Source organism: Algoriphagus sp. TR-M9, assembly GCF_027594545.1.
Taxonomy (GTDB): Bacteria; Bacteroidota; Bacteroidia; order Cytophagales; family Cyclobacteriaceae; genus Algoriphagus; species Algoriphagus halophytocola.
Window position 1 is genome coordinate 2,722,144 of sequence record NZ_CP115160.1, and the last position, 23,342, is coordinate 2,745,485.

Here is a 23,342-nt window from a genome sequence, read left to right on the forward strand (position 1 = left end):
TCCATGAATTTAAAAAGAGTTGTTGTAACAGGTATAGGTGCCCTCACACCAATAGGCAATACCGCAGATGAATTCTGGACGGGACTGGCTAATGGTGTGAGCGGTGCTGCGCCGATTACCAAATTCGACGCATCCCTTTTCAAAACCCAATTTGCCTGCGAGCTAAAAAATCTCGACATAGAGCAATTTATTGATCGAAAGGAAGCTCGAAAAATGGATCCATTCACTCAGTATGCCATGATCTCTGCAGATCAAGCTATGGCAGATTCTGGACTGGATCTTGAAAAAATCGATACATCCAGAGCCGGAGTGATCTGGGGATCAGGAATCGGCGGGTTAAAAACCTTCCAGGACGAAGTGACCTACTTTGCCCAGGGAGATGGCACACCGCGGTTCAATCCTTTCTTTATCCCCAAGATGATCGCTGATATCAGCGCCGGTTTTATATCTATTAAATATGGTTTTCGCGGTCCAAACTTTGTAACAGTTTCTGCCTGCGCCTCCGCCACCAATGCCCTGATTGATGCATTTACTTACATCAGAATGGGCAAAGCAGATGTTTTCATCAGCGGCGGATCCGAAGCGGCAGTGACTGAAGCGGGTATTGGTGGATTCAATGCCATGAAAGCCCTCTCCCAGAGAAATGATTCTCCTGAGACTGCCTCCAGACCTTTTGATAAGGACAGAGACGGTTTTGTATTGGGTGAAGGAGCTGGAGCATTGGTTCTGGAAGAATATGAGCACGCAAAAGCACGCGGAGCCAAAATCTATGCTGAGCTAGTCGGTGGCGGAATGACTGCCGATGCTTACCACATCACTGCACCACATCCGGAAGGACTGGGTGCCAGCAATGTGATGAAAATCGCTTTGGAAGATGCCAATTTGAAACCTGAAGAGATTGATTACATCAATGTCCACGGTACTTCTACACCACTAGGTGATGTAGGAGAAATCAAAGCCATCCAGCAGATTTTCGGAGAGCATGCTTACAAGCTGAACATTAGCAGTACCAAGTCCATGACTGGTCACCTGCTCGGAGCAGCTGGTGCTATAGAAGCTATCGCGTGTATTCATGCATTGAATAAAGGCATGGTGCCTCCTACGATCAATCACTTCACAGATGATGAAAGCTTTGATCCTAGGCTTAATTTGACTTTCAACAAAGCTCAAAAGAGAGATCTTAATTATGTGTTAAGCAATACTTTTGGATTTGGAGGACACAACTGTTCTGTCATTTTCAAGAAGTATAATTAAGCCCGATTTTGAAATTGCTTCAAAACCTCGGAATTACTAATCTCTTCTTGAGTAAAAAAGATAAAAGGCTTGCTGCCTCCATCAAACTGATGACGGGGAGCAGGCCTTTTAATTTATCCCTATACAAGCTGGCACTCACCCCTTCAAGCTTGGGCGAAGAAACCTCCCAAGGATTTCGGATTTCAAATGAACGACTGGAGTTTCTAGGCGATGCCATCTTGGGAGCCGTCATTGCCGAGTATCTCTTTCTCAAATTCCCCTACAGAGATGAGGGTTTTCTTACAGAAACCAGATCCAAACTGGTCAACCGGGAGACCCTTAATTCCACAGGAATAAAAATCGGGCTCAGAAAAGCTTTAGACCTAGAAATAGGCGATAGAAACTTCACCGCAAACAAATCACTTTTCGGTGATATGCTGGAGGCATTTCTAGGCGCCATATACCTGGACAAAGGCTATCATTTTACCAAAAAATTCATCCTGCAACGCATCCTTCTGCACTTCGATGTGGAAAGTATGATCTCCACCACGACGAACTATAAAAGTAAAATCATAGAGTGGTCGCAAAAGGAAAACAAGGAAGTAGAGTACGTAGTACTTCGGGTAAATGGCAATCAGAGGTTTAAAGAGTTTATCGTGGCACTGATGGTCGAAGGTGGTGAAGTAGCGCAAGGAAAAGGCAGTACCAAAAAGAAAGCTGAACAGGAAGCCTCCAAAAATGCCTGCGAAACCTTAAATATTGCCACTTAGCTGAGTACTTTTGAGCTTCATTAATTACGCTACATGACTCCAATCAAAATAGCAGGTGCCACTGTCAACCAGACTCCCCTAGACTGGAAAGGAAATCTCAACCGGATCATACAGGCCATAGAAGAGGCTAAAAGGCAAGAGGTGGAGGTCCTTTGCCTCCCAGAACTGGCTATTACAGGCTATGGTTCTGAAGATCTCTTTTTGAGCTATTGGTATCCCAAAAAAGCACTGGCCCAGCTAGAAAGCTTGCTCCCACACTGCCAGCATATCACCGTAGCTGTAGGACTTCCCATTAGGATCAAAGAGAAGGTCTATAATGCGGTGGCAGTAATTGAAAACGGAGTGGTAAAAGGCTTTGTAGCCAAGCAATTTTTGGCCATTGATGGAGTTCATTATGAGTTCCGCTGGTTTACGCCCTGGCCAGCCAATGAAGTTACCCAGATAGACTTTCTGGGCAAGCAAGTTCCTTTTGGGGATCTGACTTTTCATCACAAAGGCATGCATTATGGGTTTGAAATCTGTGAAGATGCCTGGCGGGGAAAAATGCGCCCGGGATATAGACTTCAGGACCGCAAGGTAGATTTGATATTCAATCCCAGCGCCAGTCATTTTGCGATGGGAAAAAGCCAGCTTCGCAAAGAATTGCTGGAAGAAAGTTCCGGGATCTTTGACTGTTATTATTGCTATGCCAACCTTTTAGGAAATGAAGCAGGCAGGATGATATTTGACGGAGAAATCATGCTTGCTAAATCAGGCGAACTCCTGTTTAGAAACCAATTACTTTCATTTGAAGACGTACAGGTCAAAAGCTTCTACTTGGAACCCAAGGTGCAAGAGATCGCTCCGATCCAAAGTAAAAACGAGGAGTTTGCAGCAGCATCTTCCCTAGCTTTATATGACTACATGCGCAAAAGCAAAAGCAAGGGCTTTGTGCTCTCACTCTCAGGAGGGGCTGATTCCTCGACTATAGCAGTTCTGGTAGCAGAAATGGTCAATCGAGGGGTCAAAGAACTAGGCCTGGAGAAGTTCTGCCAAAAAGCAGGGCTTGATTATTCTAACAATTCTGAAACAGATTTAGTAGGGAAAATTCTTACTACTGCTTATCAGGGCACAAAGAACTCTTCCCTTGATACCTTTGAAAGCGCAGCATATCTAGCTAAAAGCCTAGGTGCAACTTTCTACCACTGGGAAATCGATGAGGAGGTCAAGTCCTACACTTCAAAAATAGAGAAAGCCATAGGTAGAAAATTAACCTGGGAACACGACGACATTACCCTTCAGAATATTCAGGCCAGAAGCCGTGCCCCTATCATCTGGATGCTCGCAAATCTGAACAATGCCCTGCTCCTAGCCACCTCCAACAGAAGCGAAGGCGACGTAGGTTATGCCACTATGGATGGAGACACTTCAGGAAGTATTTCACCTATTGCTGCAGTGGACAAGTATTTTGTCCTGCAGTGGCTGCAATGGGCAGAAAAGGAACTGGGTCGGGAAGGGCTATCCAAGGTCAACTCCCTACAACCTACCGCTGAACTGAGGCCTCTGGACCGTACCCAGACCGATGAGAAAGACCTTATGCCTTACTCCATCATCGTGGAAATAGAAAAAAATGCCATTCGCGACCGTAGATCCCCTATGGACGTATATCAGATTCTAATCGAGGAGATCGATATAGAACCGGTGGTATTAAAAAGTTATATCAAAAAATTCTTCCAACTTTGGTCCCGAAACCAATGGAAGCGGGAACGCCTGGCTCCTTCTTTCCACTTGGATGAATTTAATGTGGACCCAAAAACCTGGTACAGATTCCCTATTCTTTCCGGTGGGTTTACTGAAGAATTAGAACTATTAGACCAACTCTAAAAAAGAAACTATGCTAGAATTAATCATGAACTATATCGTTTGGGATCCAAACCCATCTGTAATTCCTGGCTGGTCCAGACCTCCATGGTATAGTATTTTGTTTGCAGCAGGCTTTGTCATCTCGCAGCAGTTCATGGTTCATTTCTTCAAGAAGGAAGGACAAAACCCTGAGCTGGTCGATAAACTGACCATCTACATGGTATTGGCCACTATCATAGGTGCCAGACTTGGCCATGTGCTGTTCTATGAACCGGCCAAGTACCTCAGCAATCCTATAGAAATATTAAAAGTCTGGGAAGGTGGATTGGCCAGTCATGGTGCAGCCTTTGCGATCTTATTTGCACTTTGGCTTTACGCCAAAAGAACTCCAGGGCAGAGCTACTTATGGGTAGTGGACCGGATAGTGATCGTGACAGCCATGACCGGTGCACTGATTCGATTTGGAAATCTGATGAACTCCGAAATTGGAGGAAAGGATACCGGAACCGATTATGGAATCGTATATGCCTGGGATACTGAAGAGCTACTCTCTACCCTGAAAGTACCCGTAGAGTCCATTGACCCCTACAAGCCAGATGACCGAGCAAGCGAGCAGGTGGACAATGGAATAGTGCCAGTAAATATTGACCTGAAAATCAACAAGGGACAGTATGAGCTGGAAGATCTGCAAAACACACTTACTCGGGACATTAAATATGCATTGACCCAGTTTGCCAGCAGTCAAGAATACCTAGCTGAGCCAGTGGAATCTCCTCTTGATATGGCTATCAAAGACAAGGGGGACCACTATTTGGTCACGGTCAGAACTTTTGGGAGAACTAAGCACCCAACCCAAATCTATGAATCCATCTCCTATTTCGTGATTTCCCTGGTTCTATTCTCCATTTGGAACAAGTACAAGGAACGCCTTCCTGAAGGCATATTGCTAGGATTATTTCTGATTTCTGTCTTTGGGATGCGCTTTATCTGGGAATTCTTCAAAGTAAGCCAAGTGGATTTTGAAGATTCCATGGCCTTTAACATGGGGCAGTTACTCAGTATTCCATTAGTAATAGCCGGCATCATTCTGGTAGGAAGAGCGCTAAAAAGTGGCTTAAAGCCAGAAAAAATTTAAGGGACAGGATCATGTCCGTGCCCTCCCCAGGGATGGCAACGGGCAATCCTTTTGATGCCCATCCAGCCCCCACGAAATACACCATGCTTCAGTATCGCTTCCTTAGTATATTGGCTGCAAGTAGGTGTAAAACGGCAACTTGAAGGAAACAGTGGGGAAATGGTATATTGATAGACCAAGACTGGAAATATAGCTATCTTTCGAAGTATGGATTTTGCCATAAGTAAACGTATGTTGCAGGCGGATTCAAAAGTAACCAAATATCACCAATCAGAATTCCCTCTTGATCCTCAAGAATAAAAATAGCATTTACTTCGCTTTCATTGCTTTTGCATTTCTCTGGCTTAGCTGGGGACCTACTGCTCAGGCGCAGGGAGATACATCTTTGGCACCAGCCCAACTATCCTCTACCCCGGATAGTGTGAAGGTCAATAATATTTTCATCATAGGAAATGAGAAAACCAGAAAGAGCGTGATACTCCGCGAACTGGATTTCAGCACCGGGTTTTACTACGATTGGAACACCTTCCTGGAAATTCTCCTTGCCGACGAAAAGAAAATTTATAACCTGCAGCTCTTTACTTCTGTGGACATCACACCTCTGATCACCGGGGACAGTGAAGTAGAGATTTTGATCACCGTCAAGGAGCGTTGGTACATTTTACCGCAGATTATTTTTGAGTTGGCAGATAGAAACTTTGCCGAATGGTGGACCAATCAGGGCAGGGATTTTTCCCGAGTCAACTTTGGCCTACGCCTCAGCCATAGCAATGTGGGTGGAAGAAATGAAAAACTGAAGTTTGCAGGTCAGCTGGGTTTCACCAAAGCCTTAGACCTACAGTACAGCATTCCATACATTGATAAAAAACAAAAGCATGGATTGGCCGCTCAGATCAATTTCCGTGAAAACAAAACTATTCCGCTCAAATCCGAATACAACAAGCAGGTCTTTTACACGGATGAAAATGAGGATATCATCAAGAAAAGCTTTGCGGCAGCACTTCGGTACACCTACAGAAGGAGTTACTACAATTACCATTTTCTGACCTTGGGCTATAGCAATACCTGGGTGGATCCGGAGGTGCTGGAAGTCAACCCCGATTACTTTCAGCATGGTAGCAATAAACTGCGGTATGCCTACGCCACCTACACCTTCAGACACGACCGCAGGGACAATGTATCCTATGCTACCAGTGGGGAGTTCCTTCAGGCTTCGGTGACCAAGTACGGCATCATCTACACCGAGGAACTCGATGAAGTAGAGGTCAATCTGACTGCCAATAAATATTTCAAAATATCTGATAAGTTTCACTTCAACACCGGGCTTACTGCAGATTGGTTTCTGAGTCAAAGCCAGCCTTATACTTTAGTGAGAGGAATTGGCTATCGCCCAAATTTCATTCGAGGCTATGAGTTAAATGTAGTCGAAGGGCAGCAGCTGTATGTTCACAAAAACAGTTTTAGGTGGAAATTTGTAGACTGGAAAATCGACCTATCTGACATGATCAGCCTGGAGCAGTTCAATACCATTCCTATTCGCCTATACCTCAGCGCCAATTTTGATCATGGCTATGTGAAGGATAGAAATCATATCCCTGAAAACTCCAGACTCGCCAACAAGTACTTGATGGGGTATGGAACCGGGATAGATCTGGTAGGATTCTATGATGCTGTATTGAGGTTTGAATACTCTTTCAACAACAGTGGAGAGGGGAATTTCTTCTTCAATTTTAATGCTCCCTTCTAATCTTGCTTCTCTACCTTCTGCTAAAACTTAAAAAATAAAGCAGGCCAAAATTATCTGAAAACCAAGTTTTTAACTAAATTAGTTAAGCACTTTTTTTCAGCTATCATGAAGCATCTGATTTTTCTAAGCTTCCTGCTTTTAATTCAGACTAGCGTAATGGCGCAGATCAGCCCCATTACACAGGTTCATGGTGCCAGGGCTCAAGCCATGGGAAATATGCGTGTGCACGGCAAGGATGCCTGGAGCTATTTCAATAACCCTGGTGGCTTAGCCTATCTAGAGCAAGCGCAGATCTCCACGGGATTTGACCATAGGTATGGGCTCAAAGAGCTGAGCACTTTGGATCTCACTGGCAGTTTCCCTACCGAACACGGAGTACTAGCCCTTGGCGTTTCACGCTTTGGAGGAAAGCTATTCAATCAACAAAGTCTCGGAATCGCCTTTGCCAATAAGCTGGGCATTGTGGCCATCGGAGGGAAGGCGGAGTGGTTTCAAACCCAAATGGAAGGCTTCGGAACCGGCAATAATCTAATTCTTAGCCTGGGAGGTATCGCCGAGCTAAGCCCTGAGTTTTCAATTGGAGCGAGCTTTTTCAATTTAAACCGGGCAAAACTAAGTCAGGCAACAGAGGAAAGATTGCCTACTGGGATTTCCATGGGCATCAACTACCAACCCGTACCACAACTTCAGCTTCAGGCCGAGGTGGAAAAAGATATTGAGGTAAAGCCAGTAGTCAAGCTGGGGATTGAGTATGTCCTTCGTGATTGGGTTTTACTCCGCACAGGCATCAACAGCAATCCTTCGAGGATGTTCTTTGGACTAGGAATTAAGCTGGATCAACTGAGTTTTGACTATGCATATGGGCAAAACCAACCTCTGGGTACCACACATCATATTAGTTTAGGGCTCAAATTGGGAAAGTGATGTTGAGGATTGCGCTGGTGTTTTGGTTTATAGTACTTTCACTTCCATGGGTTTTGGCCCAAAATCCTCCGCGGGAAGAAATAGACATTGAAGATTTTATTGAACGGCTGTTCCCGGTTCAGGATGATGATCTGGATTTCGAATCCATTTACGAGGTACTTTTTCAGTTGTACCAAAACCCAATAGCCATTAACCAAGCCAGTGCAGAGGTGCTCGCAGCAAGTTACCTTTTGGCACCAGATCAAATCAACAACCTCATTGCGTATCGGGAGAATAATGGCCCACTGATTTCCCTGTATGAGTTGCAGGCAGTTCCTGGTTTTGACCTCAACACCATCCAGCGAATCCTGCCTTTTCTCAGTATTTCCGCAGGGCTAAATACCCAAACACAACCGCTGTGGAAGAGAATAGTCACCGAAGATCAAGCCTACCTCCTATTCCGACACCGAAGGGTATGGGAAAAGCGGCGGGGTTTTACGCCTGCTGATACCAGTTCCACGGGTAAAGTTTCCAGTCGCTATCTGGGCGATCCCAATGATTTATACCTCAGGTTTAGAATCCAACATCCCAGAGACTTCAGTATTGGAATCACACTGGACAAAGATCCCGGAGAGCAGTTTAAATGGGAAACAAAATCTGCCCGTTATGGCTTTAACTTTCTGTCATTTCATCTGGTGAAATATTATATCGGCAAATGGAAAACCATTGCTTTAGGTGATTTTCAGGCTCAATTTGGTCAAGGGCTGGTTTTTGGTGCCGGCTATGGCTTGGGCAAAGGTGCTGAAACTGTGCCTACAGTGAGAAAAAGCAGTGTGGGAATCCTCCCCTACACTGCAGCGCTGGAATTTGGCTTTTTTAGGGGCACGGGGATCACCTACCAAAGCGGAAAATGGCAGGCCAGCCTCATTGCTTCTTTTGCGCCAAGGGATGGAAGGATTGCAGCGGAGCGGGACACCTTAGAAAATGAAGATTTGACCATAAGTTCATTTAACCAGAGTGGCCTGCACAGAACAGAGAGTGAATTGAGCACCAAAAATCAATTCCGTGAATTTAGTCTGGGTGGAAACGTACAGTTTGCTCCCAATTCCAAACTGCAAGTAGGCACAAATTACCTGTTTACCCGTTTTGATCACCCTTGGGTAAAAACGCCCACTCCTTACAATCAATTTGATTTTGCAGGTAAACAAAACTCAGTCGCAAGTCTTTACCTGAATTACAATTGGAAGAATTTCTTCTTTTTTGGAGAAAGCGCGCAATCTGCATCTGGAGGAACAGGCACCATTTTAGGCCTGGTTTCCAGTCTTAGTAGGCAGATTGACTTTTCTTTGCTTTGGAGGAAATACTCGCGCGACTTTCACAGTTTTTATGCCAATGCATTTGCAGAAGCGACACGGCCTGCAAATGAGCAGGGCGTGTATTTGGGGGTTGAGATCAAGCCTATTTCGAAGTGGAAAATCAATGCCTATTACGATTTCTTCAAGTTCCCTTGGTTGCGGTACCGGGTGTATGCACCATCGGTAGGGTATGAATGGTTAGGCAGAATTACCTTCAGCCCAAACCGGTCCCTCAGTGCATTTTTTCAGATCCGGGAAGAACAAAAAGACAGAAATCTAGCAGACTCGGGTGAGCCTGCCCTGACCTACCAAGTGAAGCCGGTAAACAAGGTCAATGGTACGCTGAGTTTTCAATATCAGGTCAACAAAGCCTTTTTCATCAGGTCAAGGATTTTATTTTCCAGGATCAACTTTAATGAGAAAAAAAGTACAGGCTTTCTGATGTTTCAAGATGCGCAGTATCAATTTGGAAAATCCAGAATCACGGGAAGAATTGCACTATTCGACACAGATGATTACGATTCTAGACTTTATGCTTATGAAAACAATGTACTCTGGACCTTTTCCATCCCTCCGTACTTTGGCCAGGGGATGCGCTATTATGTGGTAGCTCAGCATCAACTTACTCCCCAGCTCACTGCGTATTTCCGCTTTGCCAAAACCAACTACACCGACCGGGAAAGCATAAGCTCAGGCTTACAGACTATAGAAGGTTCCGCCCAGACTGAAACTACTTTTATGCTCAGGTACATGCTTCATCCTTAAATTTCCATCAATGGTATTCATCTGGCCTTAGATTTTTGATAATTTGTCATCAAACCACCAAACCCTATGAATAAAAAACTACTACTCGGTGCATTTTTGCTGTTTTCGCTAAAACTAGCCTATGGACAAAGCCTAAATCTATCCGAAATGAACAAGCAGGATGGATTCGTTCCTTTTTATCTGGATGAAGAAAAAGGGAAAATATATCTAGAAATAGACAAGCTAGATGAGGAGTTTTTATACGTCAACTCCCTGACAGCCGGAATAGGATCCAATGACATCGGTCTGGACCGTGGGCAGTTAGGGAACACCAGAATCGTGGAATTCAGAAAGACCGGAAACAAGGTCTTTTTGGTACATTTAAATTACGACTTCAGAGCTTACTCTGACAATCCTGCGGAGGTACAATCTATCAAAGATGCCTTTGCTGAATCCGTCTTGTGGGGCTTCGAAATCACGCAAGTTGAAGGTGAAAAAATCATAGTAGACGCCACTAGCTTTTACCTTCAGGATGCCCATGGAGTCGCTGATCGACTGAGCAGAGGCAGACAAGGTTCATTTCGAACAGATGCAAGTCGCTCCGCTCTTTATCTCCCCATGACCAAAAACTTTCCGGAAAACACAGAAGTGGAAGCTACTATTACTTTGACTGGTCAGGCCACCGGATCTTACCTAAGGTCGGTCACGCCTAGTCCGGATGCGGTGACTGTAAGGCAGCGGCATTCCTTTATACAGCTTCCTGATGATGAATATCAGCCTAGGGAATTTGACCCGCGCGGCGGATTTGGAAGTATTTCCTACATGGATTTCACCACTCCTATAGCTGAACCCATCATGAAGCGGTTTATCGCCAGACATAGGTTAGTCAAAAAAGACCCAAGCGCTGCTGTTTCAGAAGTAGTGGAACCTATCATTTATTACTTAGACCGGGGCACTCCAGAGCCAGTAGCTTCAGCCCTTATCGAGGGAGGAAACTGGTGGAGTCAGGCCTTTGAAGCCGCTGGGTTTAAAGATGCTTTCCGGGTAGAGCTTGCTCCAGAAGGCATGGATCTAATGGATATTCGCTACAATGTAATCCAGTGGGTTCATCGCTCTACCAGAGGTTGGTCCTATGGGGCTAGTGTACGTGATCCCAGGACTGGGGAAATTCTCAAAGGACATGTTTCTTTGGGATCGCTACGGGTAAGGCAGGATTACCTGATCGCTCAGGGACTGTTACAGCCCTTTGAGGAAGGAGCACCGGCAAATCCAGAGATGCTGAAATTGGCAGTGGCCAGGTTAAAACAATTATCTGCACACGAAATCGGTCACACCATAGGTCTGGCCCATAGCTACGCTACTTCAGCAGACGGTAGATCCTCTGTGATGGACTACCCTTACCCATTGATTACTGAAACTGCCTCTGGTGAACTAGACCTCAGTAATGCTTACGATGACAAGATCGGCGCTTGGGACAAATGGGCCATCACCTACGGGTACGGTGTACCTGCCCCGGGAGTGAGTGAGGAAGAATTTATTGAAAAAACCCTTACCGACACCTATGCTGCCGGACATCAGTTTATCACAGACTCAGACTCCAGAGCTACAAGTGGTGCGCATCCTCAGTCTCACCTTTGGGACAATGGCAGCAGTGCCCCTGAAGAACTGGAAAGAATGCTAAGTCTAAGAGCTAATAGAATGGAGACATTTGGACTGAATGCCATCCCTGAAGGCCAGCCGCATGCGCTTTTGGAAGAGATATTTGTACCACTGTACCTCATGCACCGGTATCAGATTGAAGCTACAGCCAAGCTTATTGGAGGTGTAGACTATAGATACAAAATAAAAGGCGACAATCAGCCCAATCATGGTTTAGTACACCTGGCTGATCAGGAGGCTGCTCTGGAAACCCTACTCAAAACCATCTCTACCGAAAACCTACTTGTGCCAGACCATATCCTGAAGTTAATTCCACCTAGACCCTTTGGCTATGGCAGCAATCGGGAAACATTTGTATCCAGAGTAAGTCCGATATTTGACCCTATAGCACCGGCAGAAGCCATAGTGGACCTTACTTTTGATTTTATGCTCAATGGTGCAAGAGTGAACAGGGTATACCTGCAGCATTTGCAGGACAGCAGATTGTTTGGTCTGAATGAAATGCTTACACAAATGGAGGAGCAGGTTTTTGGGAGCAACAAAACTGGAGATCTCAGCCTAGAGATAAGCCTAATGACCCAATCCAAATATGTGGATCACCTGATCGCTTTAGCAAAAAACGCTGAGGTGTCCAATACCGTCAGAGCAATAGCAAGAGGAAGGTTACACTCCATTTCCAATCGCCATGGCCGTCCAAATGAAAGTTGGAATCCCGCAGACCAGCACGCCATGTACCTCGGCGAAAAAATCCAAAGCTTTTTGGAACTGCCAGAGGAGCTTACGGTTCAGGAAACCCTTAAAGCACCAGACGGTTCCCCCATTGGGATGGATATCATGAGCTGTGATTTCGATTATTAAAGAAATTAGCTGAACAAATAGATTTAAAACCTGCCGCACAGCAGGTTTTTTTAGTATAAGCCATAAGTTTGATTCATCCTGAGGTACAATTGACCGACTGCAATGCCAAGTGATGGGACCAATCTCTAGTATTTTGATAAATTTGCTGGCAGATTGATTCATATAGGTGCGGAAAAAGAAACTTTCTTTTCCACTCCCTGTTAAACTATCCAAACTACTTTGATTGTATGAGCAACCCATTATTGGTGGATTTCACCACTCCTTTTGAAACTGCCCCTTTTGATAAAATCACCCCAGATCATTTCCTCCCTGCGATTAAAGCAGCTATCAGCGAAGCAAAGCAGGACATAGCAAACATAAAAAGCCAAGAACTGCCTACATTTGAAAATACAATTGAGGCCTTGGATGCATCAGGTAAGCGACTAGGAATCATCTCAGGCATATTTTTCAATTTGAATTCTGCCGAAACCAATGATGAGATTCAAGCATTGGCAAGAGAAATCTCCCCTCTATTGACAGAGCATAGCAATGACATCTTGCTAGACCAGGAGTTATTTCAGCGCGTAGCTCAGGTTTTTGAAATAAAGGAAACCCTGAAACTCAGCCCGGAACAGACAACGCTATTAGAAAAGACCTATAAATCATTCGTCAGAAATGGCGCAAAATTAGATACTGAGAAAGCAAAAGAATTAAGGCAACTGGACCAAAGCCTGGCCAAAGCCTCCCTGCAATTTGGCGAAAATGTACTGGCCGAAACCAACAAATATGTGCACTTCGTTTCGGAAGAAAAGGATCTGGATGGATTGCCTGAGGGCATCAAAGAAGCTGCTGCGCAAATAGCAGAAGAAAAAGGCAAACCTGGCAACTGGGCTTTCACACTTGAATATCCAAGCTATATTCCAGCCATGACCTACGCCAAAAACCGGGAACTCAGAAAAACCCTGTTTATGGCCTTTGGCACGCGCTGCGCAAAGGGTGATGAACTGGACAACCAGGAAATAATCAAAGAAATCCTGAATCTCCGGCATCAACGTGCAAAACTTTTAGGCTACAAAAGCCACGCGGATTTCGTGCTGGAAGAAAGAATGGCAAAAAGTCCTGCCCAGGTGATGTCCTTTTTGGATGAACTGCTGGTAAAGGCCAAGCCTAAGGGGAAAGAAGAAGTAGCCGAACTAGCTGCCTATGCCCAGAAGCTTGACGGCTTGGATCAATTGGAAAGATGGGACTTTGCCTATTATTCCGAATTGCTCAAAAAACAGAAATACGAAATTGACGATGAGCTGCTACGCCCATTTTTCCAACTGGAAAAGGCCATTGATGGCGTATTCCTAACGGCAGAAAAACTCTACGGAATCACCTTCACTGCAAACCCGGACATCCCGGTTTATCACAAAGACGTCACCGCCTATGAAGCCAAGGACAGCAATGGAAATTTCCTCGCAGTATTCTATGCGGACTTTTTCCCAAGACCTGGCAAAAGAAACGGTGCCTGGATGACCAGCTATCGTGGGCAAAGCCTGAAAAACGGACAGGAAGTGCGTCCGCATGTGTCCATTGTGTGTAACTTCACCAAACCTACCAAGTCCAAACCCAGCCTATTGACATTCAATGAGGTGACCACTCTGTTCCATGAATTCGGACATGCGCTGCATGGAATGATGGCAAAGGGTAGTTACGAATCTCTTTCGGGAACCAGTGTTTACTGGGATTTTGTGGAGCTTCCCTCGCAGATTTTTGAAAACTGGTGTTACGAAAAGGAATGTCTGGATCTCTTTGCTAAACACTACGAGACCGGTGAGAAAATCCCTGAAGACCTGATAGAAAAAATCAAAAAAGCTGCAAACTTCCAGCAAGGCTACCAAACCCTGAGACAGCTTAGTTTTGGGTTATTGGATATGGCTTTCCATAGTCAGGACCCAGTTCAGATTCAGGATGTTCCCGCATTTGAAAGAGAAATAATGGAACCTACAGACCTACTGCCCAAGGTACCAGGTACAGTAATGAGTACTTCTTTCGGACATATTTTCCAGGGTGGGTATGCCGCCGGATATTACAGCTATAAATGGGCTGAAGTGCTGGATGCTGATGCTTTTGAGCTATTCCAGGAGAAGGGTGTTTTTGATCAAGAAACAGCCAAATCCTTTGTGAAAAATATTCTTTCTGCCGGCGGTACTGAGCATCCGTCCATACTCTACAAGAGGTTCAGAGGCAGGGAACCGAAGCAGGATGCCTTACTGAAGCGTGCCGGATTAATTTCGAAATAAGCCTTATCTTCAATCAACTGAACTTGTTTTCCCATGACTTCCACAGGTTATAAAATGCCGCCATACCTTAAAGCGCTGACAGTGATGATTTTCATCATTGTATTAGTGTTTTTCCTCATTGTAGGCAAAAGCCTGCTGGTACCTTTATTCATGGGGGGATTCTTTGCCATATTATTCACTCCGCTAGCAATGTGGCTGGAGTCCAAAAAAGTACCGAGAATCCTATCTTGTGTGATTTCACTTCTGATGATGACCGCGCTTGTAGGTGGACTGTTGACTTTCGTGATCAGTAATGTGGCTAGTTTTACCAAAGATTTTGATAATGTCTCCGGTAGGATTACGGAATATGCCAGGGAGTTTGATGATTGGACCCAGGAAACGTTTGCTTACGACGCGGCACTTCGGGACAAAGCCAATACAGATTATCTGAAAAATATCCTCACTGAAAACAGCTCCAGCATATCAGACTTCGCACTGAAAACCGTGGGTTCGATGACCGGTTTGGTACTGATTCCTGTTTTCATGTTCTTTTTCCTCCTGTATAGGGATCATCTCACTCAGGTAATAATTCAGATCTATAGAGATAAAGATCCCGAACTGGTCAAAATGCGGATCACCAGCCTGAGAAAAGTAATCCTAAATTACATAGTAGGCGTGGTGAAGGTAATGGGGATTTTGGCGATTCTGAACATCACTGCATTCTCCATCTTAGGCATCAAGCATGCGGTGTTTTTTGGGACTTTGGGGGCTATACTGAATATCATTCCTTATGTAGGCCCCTTCTTTGGTGCCATGCTCCCAATGGTCTATTCCTTCCTGACCAAGGATAGTTTATTCTATCCTGCAGGGGTATTAGTCAGCTATCAGATTATCCAAATGATAGAAGGTAATATTCTCACACCAAAGATTGTAGGAGGAAATGTCAATCTAAATGCATTCATCACCTTCCTAGGTTTGATTATAGGAGGTACGATATGGGGAGTGGCAGGGATGATCCTGGTGATTCCTATGATGGCCATTTTGCGGGAAATATTTGATCTTTCTGATGCTACCAGACCCTTTGCTTTACTATTGGGAGAGGAAAAAGTTGAAAACCAGAATTCTGAAGAGGAACAAGAAGCCGAAGAAGTAGAAAACGAAAATGAAAAGTAAAATAGTTATTGGCATCGCTCTATGTGGCCTATTGATATCCTGCGACACGGAGGAAAACAAAAAAGGCCGTTTTCTCCTGAAAGGAAACGAGAAACTGGATGAGAATGATCCAAAAGGAGCAATGGAGTTTTATGCGGAAGCCATAGAAATTGACTCCACGTATGCAGATGCCTATTACAATAAAGCAGTGGCGCATCTGCAGCTCAACCAACTTCAGGAAAGTATTGCGGATTTGACTTTGGCCATAACTTACAAGCCTGCTTACCGAGACGCATACTTCCAAAGAGGCCTGAATTACCTGGATAACGGGGAGTTTTACAAAGCCAGGGAAGATGCTGCATTTCTTCTCAACAATGATGGGGACAACTGGAAAAGTCACTTCCTGAACGGCTTGGTTTTGGAGAAGCTAAAGGAATATTCTGCCGCGCTGGACTCCTTTAAAAAGGCTTCGGATCTCAACCCTGATAATTCTGACCTGCAGGTAAACCAGGCGACCATGCTGTACTACTTGAAGGATTTTGACTCAGCATTAGAAATTCTGGAAAAAGCTGAGCTCAACAATCCTATGGAAGCCAATCTTTTCAATCTACGATCCATGATTTACTTTGACCAGGACCAGTATAAAAAGGCGCTGGAAGAAGTGGAAAAGGCCATAACATTAAATAATGGCCAAGCCTATTTCTATAATAATAAGGGCTTATACCTGCTGTTCTTAGGCGATACAGAGCAAGGTTTGGAGTTAATTAACCAAAGCATCAGAATGGACTCAAACAATCCATATGCGCTCCGAAACAAGGGGATTTACTATGTGATGCAAGGAGAAAAAACCACTGCGCTACAGTACTTAGAAGAACTGAATAATAACTATCCAGAAATGGAACTGGTAACTGAGTATCTTGAAAAAGCTCAGGCGCTTTGATTCCGCTCTAAAATAGCCTCCCGAATCACTTTCAACAATTCCGAGGCATCGATCGGCTTGGCTACGAACCCATCAAACCCATACTCGTTGATGCGGTCCATGATCTCCAGCTTCGCGGCGGCAGTCAGGGCAATTACCGGCAGGTCTGAAAACTTTTTGATGGCCGCTGTGGCTTCAAATCCATCCATTTCAGGCATCTGAATATCCATCAAAATACAATCAAAATCAGTTTTCTTTACAGCTTCTACGGCTTCTCTGCCATTGTGCACACGTTCAAAACTATACCCCCACTTCTTGATGATCTTACCCAGTACGAGTGCGTTGACATCGTTATCTTCTGCCAGGAGTAAATGCAAAGAGGAAATAGTGCTAGGGATCAAACCTACTTTACCCGGGTCAGAAAGTGGCTGATTCATGACATCCAACTCCAACTCAAAAGAAAACTCACTTCCCTCTCCCACTTTAGACTTCAGGTGGATTTCACTTCCCATAAGGTTTAGTAGCTTTCTGGTAATCGATAGTCCTAAGCCTGTTCCTCCATATTTGGTACTGAAAGTGGGTTTTACCTGATCAAAGTCATTAAAAATCCTTTCTTGATCTTCTGGAGCTATACCTATTCCTGAGTCTTTCACTTGGAAGTAAACTTTAGCTCTCGAGTCCATTTTATCGATCAGCTTCACTTTCACTTCTACTTTCCCATCTCTGGTAAATTTCAGGGCATTGGTAATTAAATTATTGAGAACCTGTGCCAATCGGGTTTTGTCTGCATTCACTAGGATATCCAAGCCTTCATCCATCTCTAGAGCTAGGGTATTTTTGGTATCCTTGGCATGGAATGATAAGCCCTGTATGATTTGATTCACCAGAGAATCAAGTAATAATGGAGCCTTTTCAATCTTAAGCTTACCGGCTTCTATTTTTTGAAAATCAAGTAGATCATTGATCATGGTGATCAGGTTTTCTACCGCAAAGTTGATCGTAGTGAGGGCGTCTTTTTGGTGATGCTGAGGATTATCCTGCATCAAGGAGTAGGTAGATCCCGATATTGCGTTCAATGGTGTTCTCAACTCATGACTGATCATGGATAGAAATTCCGATTTAACCTGATTGGCTTTTTCTGCCGCTTTTCTGGAATCATCCAGCTGGGTCTCAAATTCTTTTTGGGCAGTGATATCTGTCAAATACCCATACCAAACCATATCTCCATTGGACAACACTTCTGGTCTAGCAGCACCCAATACCCAATGATAATCTTCTGAATCGCCTCTTTTGACCCTGAACTGGCATTGCCATGGCTGTAGGGTTTTTGCGGAGCTCACAGAACTCATAACTACCTGCCCCAAATCCATTGGGTGGACTTTGGCTATAGCACTGGAAATATCAGAAAAGCTGGTGATTTCCTCTGGACTCATTCCCAAAATCGTGGCTATTCCTTTGGACAAAAAGGAAAAACTCATCTTCCCTTCCTGATCCAATACCATCTGGTATAAGCCTCCAGGCACCTGATCGGTTAGATTTTTCAAAAATTGGCTGCTTTCTTCCAGGTTTTTTTCAAGGGCTACCTTGTCAGAAATATCCTTAAAACTCAGCAGAATAAGTTCATTATTGTCCAAGTCAGCGGGAGTGGCATTTATTTCCAGGATAAGTTCATTCTCCTTTCCACTTACTAGTGAAGCAGTTTTCAATTGCTCTTTTCCGAGCTTCAGCCATTCCCTCCACAGATTCCTATCGCTAAACAGGAACCCTGTTTCTCTCAAATGATAGAGTTTTTCGTCCTGAGAAAACCCGAACAAGGAAAGTGCCTTTTTATTAGAAAAGCACACTTCTCCATCTGGCTTGGCCACCACATAGGCTTCTTGAGCATCATTGAGTAATTGAAGCAACTCTTCCTGGGTAGGCAGGCCATTGGTGGTGATGGTTTTGCCTTTATAGAATAGGTAGTAATTGGAAGAATTGTCCTGTGGCTGTTCAAAGCTGAATTCATATTTACTTCCCTCAAATTCAAATAAAATCTGCTCTTTGAAGAGAAAGGAATTCACATCAATGCCAAGTTGAATCAGCGTTTTGTCTTTCAGGCTATGCCCAATATTTTCTTCAAATGATTCATTCGTATAAAAAATCTCATAAGGGTAAAAATCATTTGCCAAAAAAACCATCTCAGAGGATTCTAGGATGATCTTTTTGAAAATGTTGTTGATACTATTTCCCTGCATGATGGATTTTTTAGGGAATGTGAATCCCCCTTGGTGAATTGCATTTTACAATAACACAAACATACACCAATATGCATTTCATATCAAGCTTTTTGCCTTACAAATATATTTTTTGGAAGAATATTTGACAAAAAGCAAACGACCAAGCCGGGTGAAGGGGTAGTTTTACCAAATTTCAGGACAAAAAAAAACCGTGGGATGACCACGGCTTTTTCACTGAATTAAACCTAGTTGTTATGATTTCGCTTTGATTAGGTTTAGTGCAGAACCTGCTTTAAACCAATCAATTTGACCTTCATTATAAGTATGATTCACCTGAATGGTATCGTATGACCCATCAGCATGATTCAAGACCACTTGCAGTTGCTTACCTGGAGCAAAGTCTGTGAGTCCAAGAATATCAATGCTATCGTCCTCCTGAATCAGTTCATAGTCTGAAGGATTGACAAAAGTTAAGGCTAGCATCCCCTGCTTCTTCAGGTTTGTTTCATGGATTCTAGCAAAGGATTTCACTAGGATGGCACGAACTCCCAAGAAACGAGGCTCCATAGCGGCATGCTCACGGGAAGATCCTTCTCCGTAATTCTCATCACCAACTACGATTGATCCGATTCCATTTGCTTTGTAATCACGCTGAGTGGCTGGTACTTCACCGTACGCTCCAGTCAACTGATTTTTAACGGAATTGGTCTGGTCGTTATAGGCATTTACAGCCCCGATCAGCATATTATTAGAAATGTTATCCAAGTGGCCTCTGAACCTCAGCCATGGACCTGCCATAGAGATATGATCTGTAGTACATTTTCCTTTAGCTTTGATCAGCAGCTTTAAGCCTTTGAGGTCGGTACCTTCCCATGGTTGGAAAGATTCCAAAAGCTGCAAACGGTCAGAAGTCTCACTTACTGAAACCACTACGCTTGAACCGTCCTCAGCAGGTTTTTGATAGCCAGCATCTTCCACTGCAAATCCTTTGGTAGGAAGCTCTAGGCCAGCTGGTTCATCCAGTTTCACTTGTTTACCTTCTTCGTTCACCAAAGCGTCTGTCAGAGGGTTGAAAGTAAGATCACCTGCGATAGCCAATGCAGTTACAATTTCCGGAGAAGCTACAAAAGCGTGGGTATTAGGGTTTCCATCTGCACGCTTCGCAAAGTTTCTGTTGAAGGAAGTGATGATGGAGTTCTTTTCTTGCTTTTCAGCCCCATGTCTAGCCCACTGCCCGATACAAGGTCCACAGGCATTGGCCAGCACTACACCGCCCATTTTGCCGAAGGTATCCAAAAATCCATCGCGGTCTACCGTATATCTTACCTGCTCCGATCCTGGAGTAATGGTATATTCAGATTTAGCGATAAGCTTTTTGTCCACAGCCTGTTGAGCGAGAGAAGCAGCTCGTGAGATATCTTCGTAGGAAGAGTTGGTACAAGATCCGATCAAACCCACTTCTAGTTTTGCCGGCCAGTCGTTTTCTTTCACGGCAGCAGCAAACTTAGAAATAGGCCAAGCTAGGTCTGGGGTGAACGGGCCATTTACATGAGGCTCCAGTTCAGAAAGGTTAATCTCGATAACTTCATCAAAGTATTTGGCTGGATCTGCATAAACTTCAGGGTCGCCGGTCAAGTGCTCAGCTATACCATTGGCAAGTTCAGCCACATCCGCTCTTCCTGTACCACTTAGGTATGCGGCAGATTTTTCATCGTATCCGAAAATCGAGGTCGTAGCCCCGATTTCAGCACCCATGTTACAGATGGTACCTTTTCCGGTGGCAGAAAGAGAATTGGCTCCTTCTCCGAAATATTCTACGATAGCACCGGTTCCACCTTTTACAGTGAGAATACCAGCCACTTTCAAGATCACGTCTTTTGCAGAAGTCCAACCAGAAAGTTTCCCGGTCAGTTTTACCCCTATCAGTTTAGGAAATTTCAGCTCCCAAGGAAGCCCAGCCATCACATCACAAGCATCAGCACCACCCACACCAATCGCGACCATACCGAGTCCACCGGCATTTGGGGTATGCGAATCTGTACCGATCATCATTCCGCCTGGGAATGCATAATTTTCCAAAACTACCTGATGTATGATACCAGCACCAGGCTTCCAAAAGCCTATGCCGTACTTATTAGAAACTGAAGAAAGGAAGTCATAAACTTCTCTGTTTTTGTCTTTGGCTTGGCTCAGGTCTTTCTCAGCCCCTACCTCTGCCTGGATCAGGTGATCGCAATGCACAGTAGACGGAACTGCCACCTGGCTTTTACCGGCTTGCATAAATTGCAAAAGAGCCATCTGGGCAGTCGCATCTTGCATCGCAACCCTATCTGGCTTAAAATCAACATAGGAGACACCTCTATCGTATGCCTGAGACGCTACTCCTTCACTAAGGTGTGCATAAAGAATCTTTTCTGTCAAGGCCAGAGGGCGACCTACTGCCTTGCGGGCTGCAGCGATACGCTCTGGGTATCTGTCATACACTTCCTTGATCATTTCAATATCAAAAGCCATTATATAGGGATTTTTGTTAGGTAAAAGGTTCAATTTTTCGTCTGCAAATATAGAAATATAGCCCAATATTCTAGTACCTAACATCAACAGTAAGACATCCTTGATCCTTATTTAAAACCATTTTAGAGTACTGCTACTGATCCTATGATCTAAAGTGACAAAAACCCCCTGGTTACAGACAAGAATCGCCAAACTGAAGTGGGTGGATTTCTCTGCATTCACAACTAATTCCTATATTAGCGCTCTGGGCATATACCATCAAAACTCAGAATCCCCTTACTGCCACTAATGCCTTTTTCGCTGAATCCTTTTGCTATCACTTTAATGGTTTCCGGACTCTTGGTAGGAGTTCTCTCGGGATATATTTTCTTTAAGGTAAAAGGCTCCACCCGTTGGATAGCCCTTACCATGTTTTGCGCTGCTATCTGGGGGTTTTTCTATGGCTTAGAACTGGGGATGTCGCAGTTAAATCAAATGATGACTTTCATCAAATTAGAGTACATCGGGATTTCCTATGTCTCTGCATTTTGGCTGATCTTCACATTGAAATACACGGGCATTAAGTTTAAAAATGAGGAACTTATACTATTTCTAATTTTGCTCATCCCTACCTTCACTTTTTTCTTAGTTCTGACCAATGAAATGCATTACCTCCATTACGAGCGAATGCAGGTATCCTATTCCGGTCCTTTCCCTACCCTCAAACTTCAGGTAGGGCCTTGGTATTTTGTCCATATGATTTATTCCTATCTGAGTTTTGCGCTTGGCAATATTATACTTTGGAAAAGGTTTCGATTTGCGGATCAATTATACCGAACACAAACCAATCTTATTATTGTAGCAGGGCTTTTCCCATTGATTTTTAATGTCTTATACCAATCCAAACTATTCATCCCCTTCGAGACCATAGACCTCACTCCTTATGCATTTTTGCTCACCTATTTGGTCATCGGCTTTGCCATAATCAAGTATAATCTATTCAGCATCAAACCCATTGCCCTCACTAAGATTATGGAGGCAATCACCAAAGGCGTGCTCGTATTAGATGTGAATCATATGGTGGTCGACTTCAATCCTGCTTTTCAAAACTTCTTTCTAAAGTCCAAAAAAGTAAAAACCGGACTGAATGTAGATGAACTTTTTGCTGCCAAACCTGAATTGCTCAAACTGCTGCATGACCAGCAAGCCAAGACCGTTGAACTGGCAGATAGAGAAAGCCAAAACACGAAATACTTCAGCGTAGAGTTGATTCCACTCCTGGACAAAAAAGACCAAAGCTATGGTTCGATTCTTATGTTTGAGGACATTACCAATCAAAAGCAAATCAATGAAAAGCTCAGTAATCAAGCCAGCGAACTACTGAAACTCAACAACCTGAAGGATAAATATTTCAGCATTATATCCCATGACCTCAAAGGTCCCATCACCAGCATCAAAGACCTGCTGCACTACACAGATACTGGCTTGATTTCGCAGGAGGAATTTATGGAGCTACTGCCCGAAGTCAGCAAAAACATGGAAGATGTAACCATGCTTTTGGAAAACCTACTGGCCTGGACAAGCTCTCAAATCAGAGGAGGAGAACATATGCAGCTGAAGGAGTTTACGCTAAATGAAGTCATAGAGCAGCAAATAGAACTCCTGCAGCGCGTGGCAGATGGAAAAAATATACAAATCGAATCAGCTTGTCAGACTGAACTAAAGGTCAAAGCAGATAAGAACATGATGGAATTGGTCCTGAGAAACCTCATGAATAATGCCTTGAAGTTCTCCACATCAGGAAGCAAGATTCTAGTGAGAACCTCTGAAGAAAATGGCATGGCCAAAACCTGTATTCAGGATTTCGGAAAGGGAATCAGCCCTGAAAATCTAGCCAGAATCAAAGAAGGTGTCTCCTTTACTACCCTGGGTGAAAATCAAGAAAAAGGAACCGGCCTTGGGTTGATTTTGACGAAAGAGTACATAGAGAAAAACAGAGGCCAACTGGACATTGAATCTGTTCCGGGCAAAGGATCCACTTTTTGCATCAGCTTACCGAAGTCCTGATTTTTG

The 23,342-nt window shown here is 44.1% G+C and carries 15 protein-coding genes; 12 read left to right on the forward strand and 3 right to left on the reverse strand.

What is annotated here, in order from left to right; genetic code table 11:
* Window positions 1-3: 3 nt before the first annotated feature.
* From fabF to PBT90_RS11540, 4 genes are read left to right on the forward strand one after another with little or no spacing between them, the layout of a single operon-like run.
* Window positions 4-1,254: a beta-ketoacyl-ACP synthase II gene (gene fabF / locus PBT90_RS11525; protein WP_264810724.1), complete on the forward strand. Its 1,251-nt coding sequence runs from the start codon at window positions 4-6 to the stop codon at window positions 1,252-1,254.
* Between the two features lie 8 nt (window positions 1,255-1,262).
* Window positions 1,263-2,003, forward strand: a complete 741-nt coding sequence (gene rnc, locus PBT90_RS11530) for a ribonuclease III (protein WP_396127636.1) — start codon at window positions 1,263-1,265, stop codon at window positions 2,001-2,003.
* A 33-nt stretch (window positions 2,004-2,036) separates the two neighbouring features.
* Window positions 2,037-3,866 carry an NAD(+) synthase gene (gene nadE / locus PBT90_RS11535; RefSeq protein ID WP_270129401.1) on the forward strand — a complete coding sequence of 610 codons (1,830 nt, stop codon included), beginning with the start codon at window positions 2,037-2,039 and terminating at the stop codon, window positions 3,864-3,866.
* 10 nt (window positions 3,867-3,876) lie between these two features.
* The gene (locus tag PBT90_RS11540; RefSeq protein ID WP_264810727.1) at window positions 3,877-4,980 is read left to right on the forward strand and encodes a prolipoprotein diacylglyceryl transferase; all 1,104 of its coding nucleotides are present in this window, start codon (window positions 3,877-3,879) and stop codon (window positions 4,978-4,980) included.
* Here the strand turns inward: PBT90_RS11540 and yidD are convergent.
* The gene (gene yidD, locus PBT90_RS11545) at window positions 4,977-5,201 is read right to left on the reverse strand and encodes a membrane protein insertion efficiency factor YidD (protein ID WP_264810728.1); all 225 of its coding nucleotides are present in this window, start codon (window positions 5,199-5,201) and stop codon (window positions 4,977-4,979) included. The genes PBT90_RS11540 and yidD overlap by 4 nt on opposite strands.
* Window positions 5,202-5,263: 62 nt before the next feature.
* On the opposite strand from yidD, the gene PBT90_RS11550 reads away from it, so the two are divergent.
* The 7 genes from PBT90_RS11550 to PBT90_RS11580 all read left to right on the forward strand — a co-directional run bounded on the left by PBT90_RS11550 (window position 5,264) and on the right by PBT90_RS11580 (window position 16,581).
* Window positions 5,264-6,727: a POTRA domain-containing protein gene (locus tag PBT90_RS11550; RefSeq protein ID WP_264810729.1), complete on the forward strand. Its 1,464-nt coding sequence runs from the start codon at window positions 5,264-5,266 to the stop codon at window positions 6,725-6,727.
* A 105-nt stretch (window positions 6,728-6,832) separates the two neighbouring features.
* Entirely contained in the window at window positions 6,833-7,651 is an 819-nt protein-coding gene (locus PBT90_RS11555; RefSeq protein ID WP_264810730.1) for a PorV/PorQ family protein, read from the forward strand.
* Complete coding sequence (locus PBT90_RS11560; RefSeq protein ID WP_264810731.1) at window positions 7,651-9,750, forward strand: helix-hairpin-helix domain-containing protein; 2,100 nt, start codon at window positions 7,651-7,653, stop codon at window positions 9,748-9,750. Before PBT90_RS11555 ends, PBT90_RS11560 begins: the two co-directional genes overlap by 1 nt.
* 66 nt (window positions 9,751-9,816) lie before the next feature.
* The gene (locus tag PBT90_RS11565; protein ID WP_264810732.1) at window positions 9,817-12,246 is read left to right on the forward strand and encodes a zinc-dependent metalloprotease; all 2,430 of its coding nucleotides are present in this window, start codon (window positions 9,817-9,819) and stop codon (window positions 12,244-12,246) included.
* A 227-nt stretch (window positions 12,247-12,473) separates the two neighbouring features.
* The gene (locus tag PBT90_RS11570) at window positions 12,474-14,510 is read left to right on the forward strand and encodes a M3 family metallopeptidase (RefSeq protein ID WP_264810733.1); all 2,037 of its coding nucleotides are present in this window, start codon (window positions 12,474-12,476) and stop codon (window positions 14,508-14,510) included.
* A 33-nt stretch (window positions 14,511-14,543) separates the two neighbouring features.
* A complete protein-coding gene (locus tag PBT90_RS11575; protein ID WP_264810735.1) occupies window positions 14,544-15,662 on the forward strand; it encodes an AI-2E family transporter in 1,119 nt (372 codons plus the stop codon).
* Window positions 15,652-16,581 (forward strand): tetratricopeptide repeat protein, encoded by a 930-nt coding sequence (locus PBT90_RS11580; protein WP_264810736.1) that lies wholly within the window; start codon window positions 15,652-15,654, stop codon window positions 16,579-16,581. Before PBT90_RS11575 ends, PBT90_RS11580 begins: the two co-directional genes overlap by 11 nt.
* Here PBT90_RS11580 and PBT90_RS11585 read toward each other — a convergent pair.
* Together PBT90_RS11585 and PBT90_RS11590 are read right to left on the reverse strand one after the other, a co-directional pair.
* On the reverse strand, window positions 16,569-18,794 hold the full coding sequence (locus PBT90_RS11585; RefSeq protein ID WP_264810737.1) for an ATP-binding protein: 2,226 nt from the start codon (window positions 18,792-18,794) through the stop codon (window positions 16,569-16,571). The genes PBT90_RS11580 and PBT90_RS11585 overlap by 13 nt on opposite strands.
* 234 nt (window positions 18,795-19,028) lie before the next feature.
* Complete coding sequence (locus PBT90_RS11590) at window positions 19,029-21,290, reverse strand: aconitate hydratase (protein WP_270129408.1); 2,262 nt, start codon at window positions 21,288-21,290, stop codon at window positions 19,029-19,031.
* A 288-nt stretch (window positions 21,291-21,578) separates the two neighbouring features.
* Between PBT90_RS11590 and PBT90_RS11595 the strand changes: the two genes are divergently transcribed.
* Window positions 21,579-23,336: a sensor histidine kinase gene (locus PBT90_RS11595; RefSeq protein ID WP_264810739.1), complete on the forward strand. Its 1,758-nt coding sequence runs from the start codon at window positions 21,579-21,581 to the stop codon at window positions 23,334-23,336.
* The last annotated feature ends 6 nt before the right edge of the window (window positions 23,337-23,342 follow it).

What these genes read in the sequence shown, in the direction of transcription:
- PBT90_RS11570 (WP_264810733.1), top strand. Translation starts at nt 12,474, where the DNA reads ATGAGCAACCCATTATTGGTGGATTTCACCACTCCTTTTGAAACTGCC.
- PBT90_RS11555 (WP_264810730.1), top strand. Translation starts at nt 6,833, where the DNA reads ATGAAGCATCTGATTTTTCTAAGCTTCCTGCTTTTAATTCAGACTAGC.
- nadE (WP_270129401.1), top strand. Translation starts at nt 2,037, where the DNA reads ATGACTCCAATCAAAATAGCAGGTGCCACTGTCAACCAGACTCCCCTA.
- PBT90_RS11565 (WP_264810732.1), top strand. Translation starts at nt 9,817, where the DNA reads ATGAATAAAAAACTACTACTCGGTGCATTTTTGCTGTTTTCGCTAAAA.
- PBT90_RS11580 (WP_264810736.1), top strand. Translation starts at nt 15,652, where the DNA reads ATGAAAAGTAAAATAGTTATTGGCATCGCTCTATGTGGCCTATTGATA.
- yidD (WP_264810728.1), bottom strand. Translation starts at nt 5,201, where the DNA reads ATGGCAAAATCCATACTTCGAAAGATAGCTATATTTCCAGTCTTGGTC.
- PBT90_RS11560 (WP_264810731.1), top strand. Translation starts at nt 7,651, where the DNA reads ATGTTGAGGATTGCGCTGGTGTTTTGGTTTATAGTACTTTCACTTCCA.
- PBT90_RS11540 (WP_264810727.1), top strand. Translation starts at nt 3,877, where the DNA reads ATGCTAGAATTAATCATGAACTATATCGTTTGGGATCCAAACCCATCT.
- fabF (WP_264810724.1), top strand. Translation starts at nt 4, where the DNA reads ATGAATTTAAAAAGAGTTGTTGTAACAGGTATAGGTGCCCTCACACCA.
- PBT90_RS11585 (WP_264810737.1), bottom strand. Translation starts at nt 18,794, where the DNA reads ATGCAGGGAAATAGTATCAACAACATTTTCAAAAAGATCATCCTAGAA.
- PBT90_RS11575 (WP_264810735.1), top strand. Translation starts at nt 14,544, where the DNA reads ATGACTTCCACAGGTTATAAAATGCCGCCATACCTTAAAGCGCTGACA.
- PBT90_RS11590 (WP_270129408.1), bottom strand. Translation starts at nt 21,290, where the DNA reads ATGGCTTTTGATATTGAAATGATCAAGGAAGTGTATGACAGATACCCA.
- PBT90_RS11595 (WP_264810739.1), top strand. Translation starts at nt 21,579, where the DNA reads ATGCCTTTTTCGCTGAATCCTTTTGCTATCACTTTAATGGTTTCCGGA.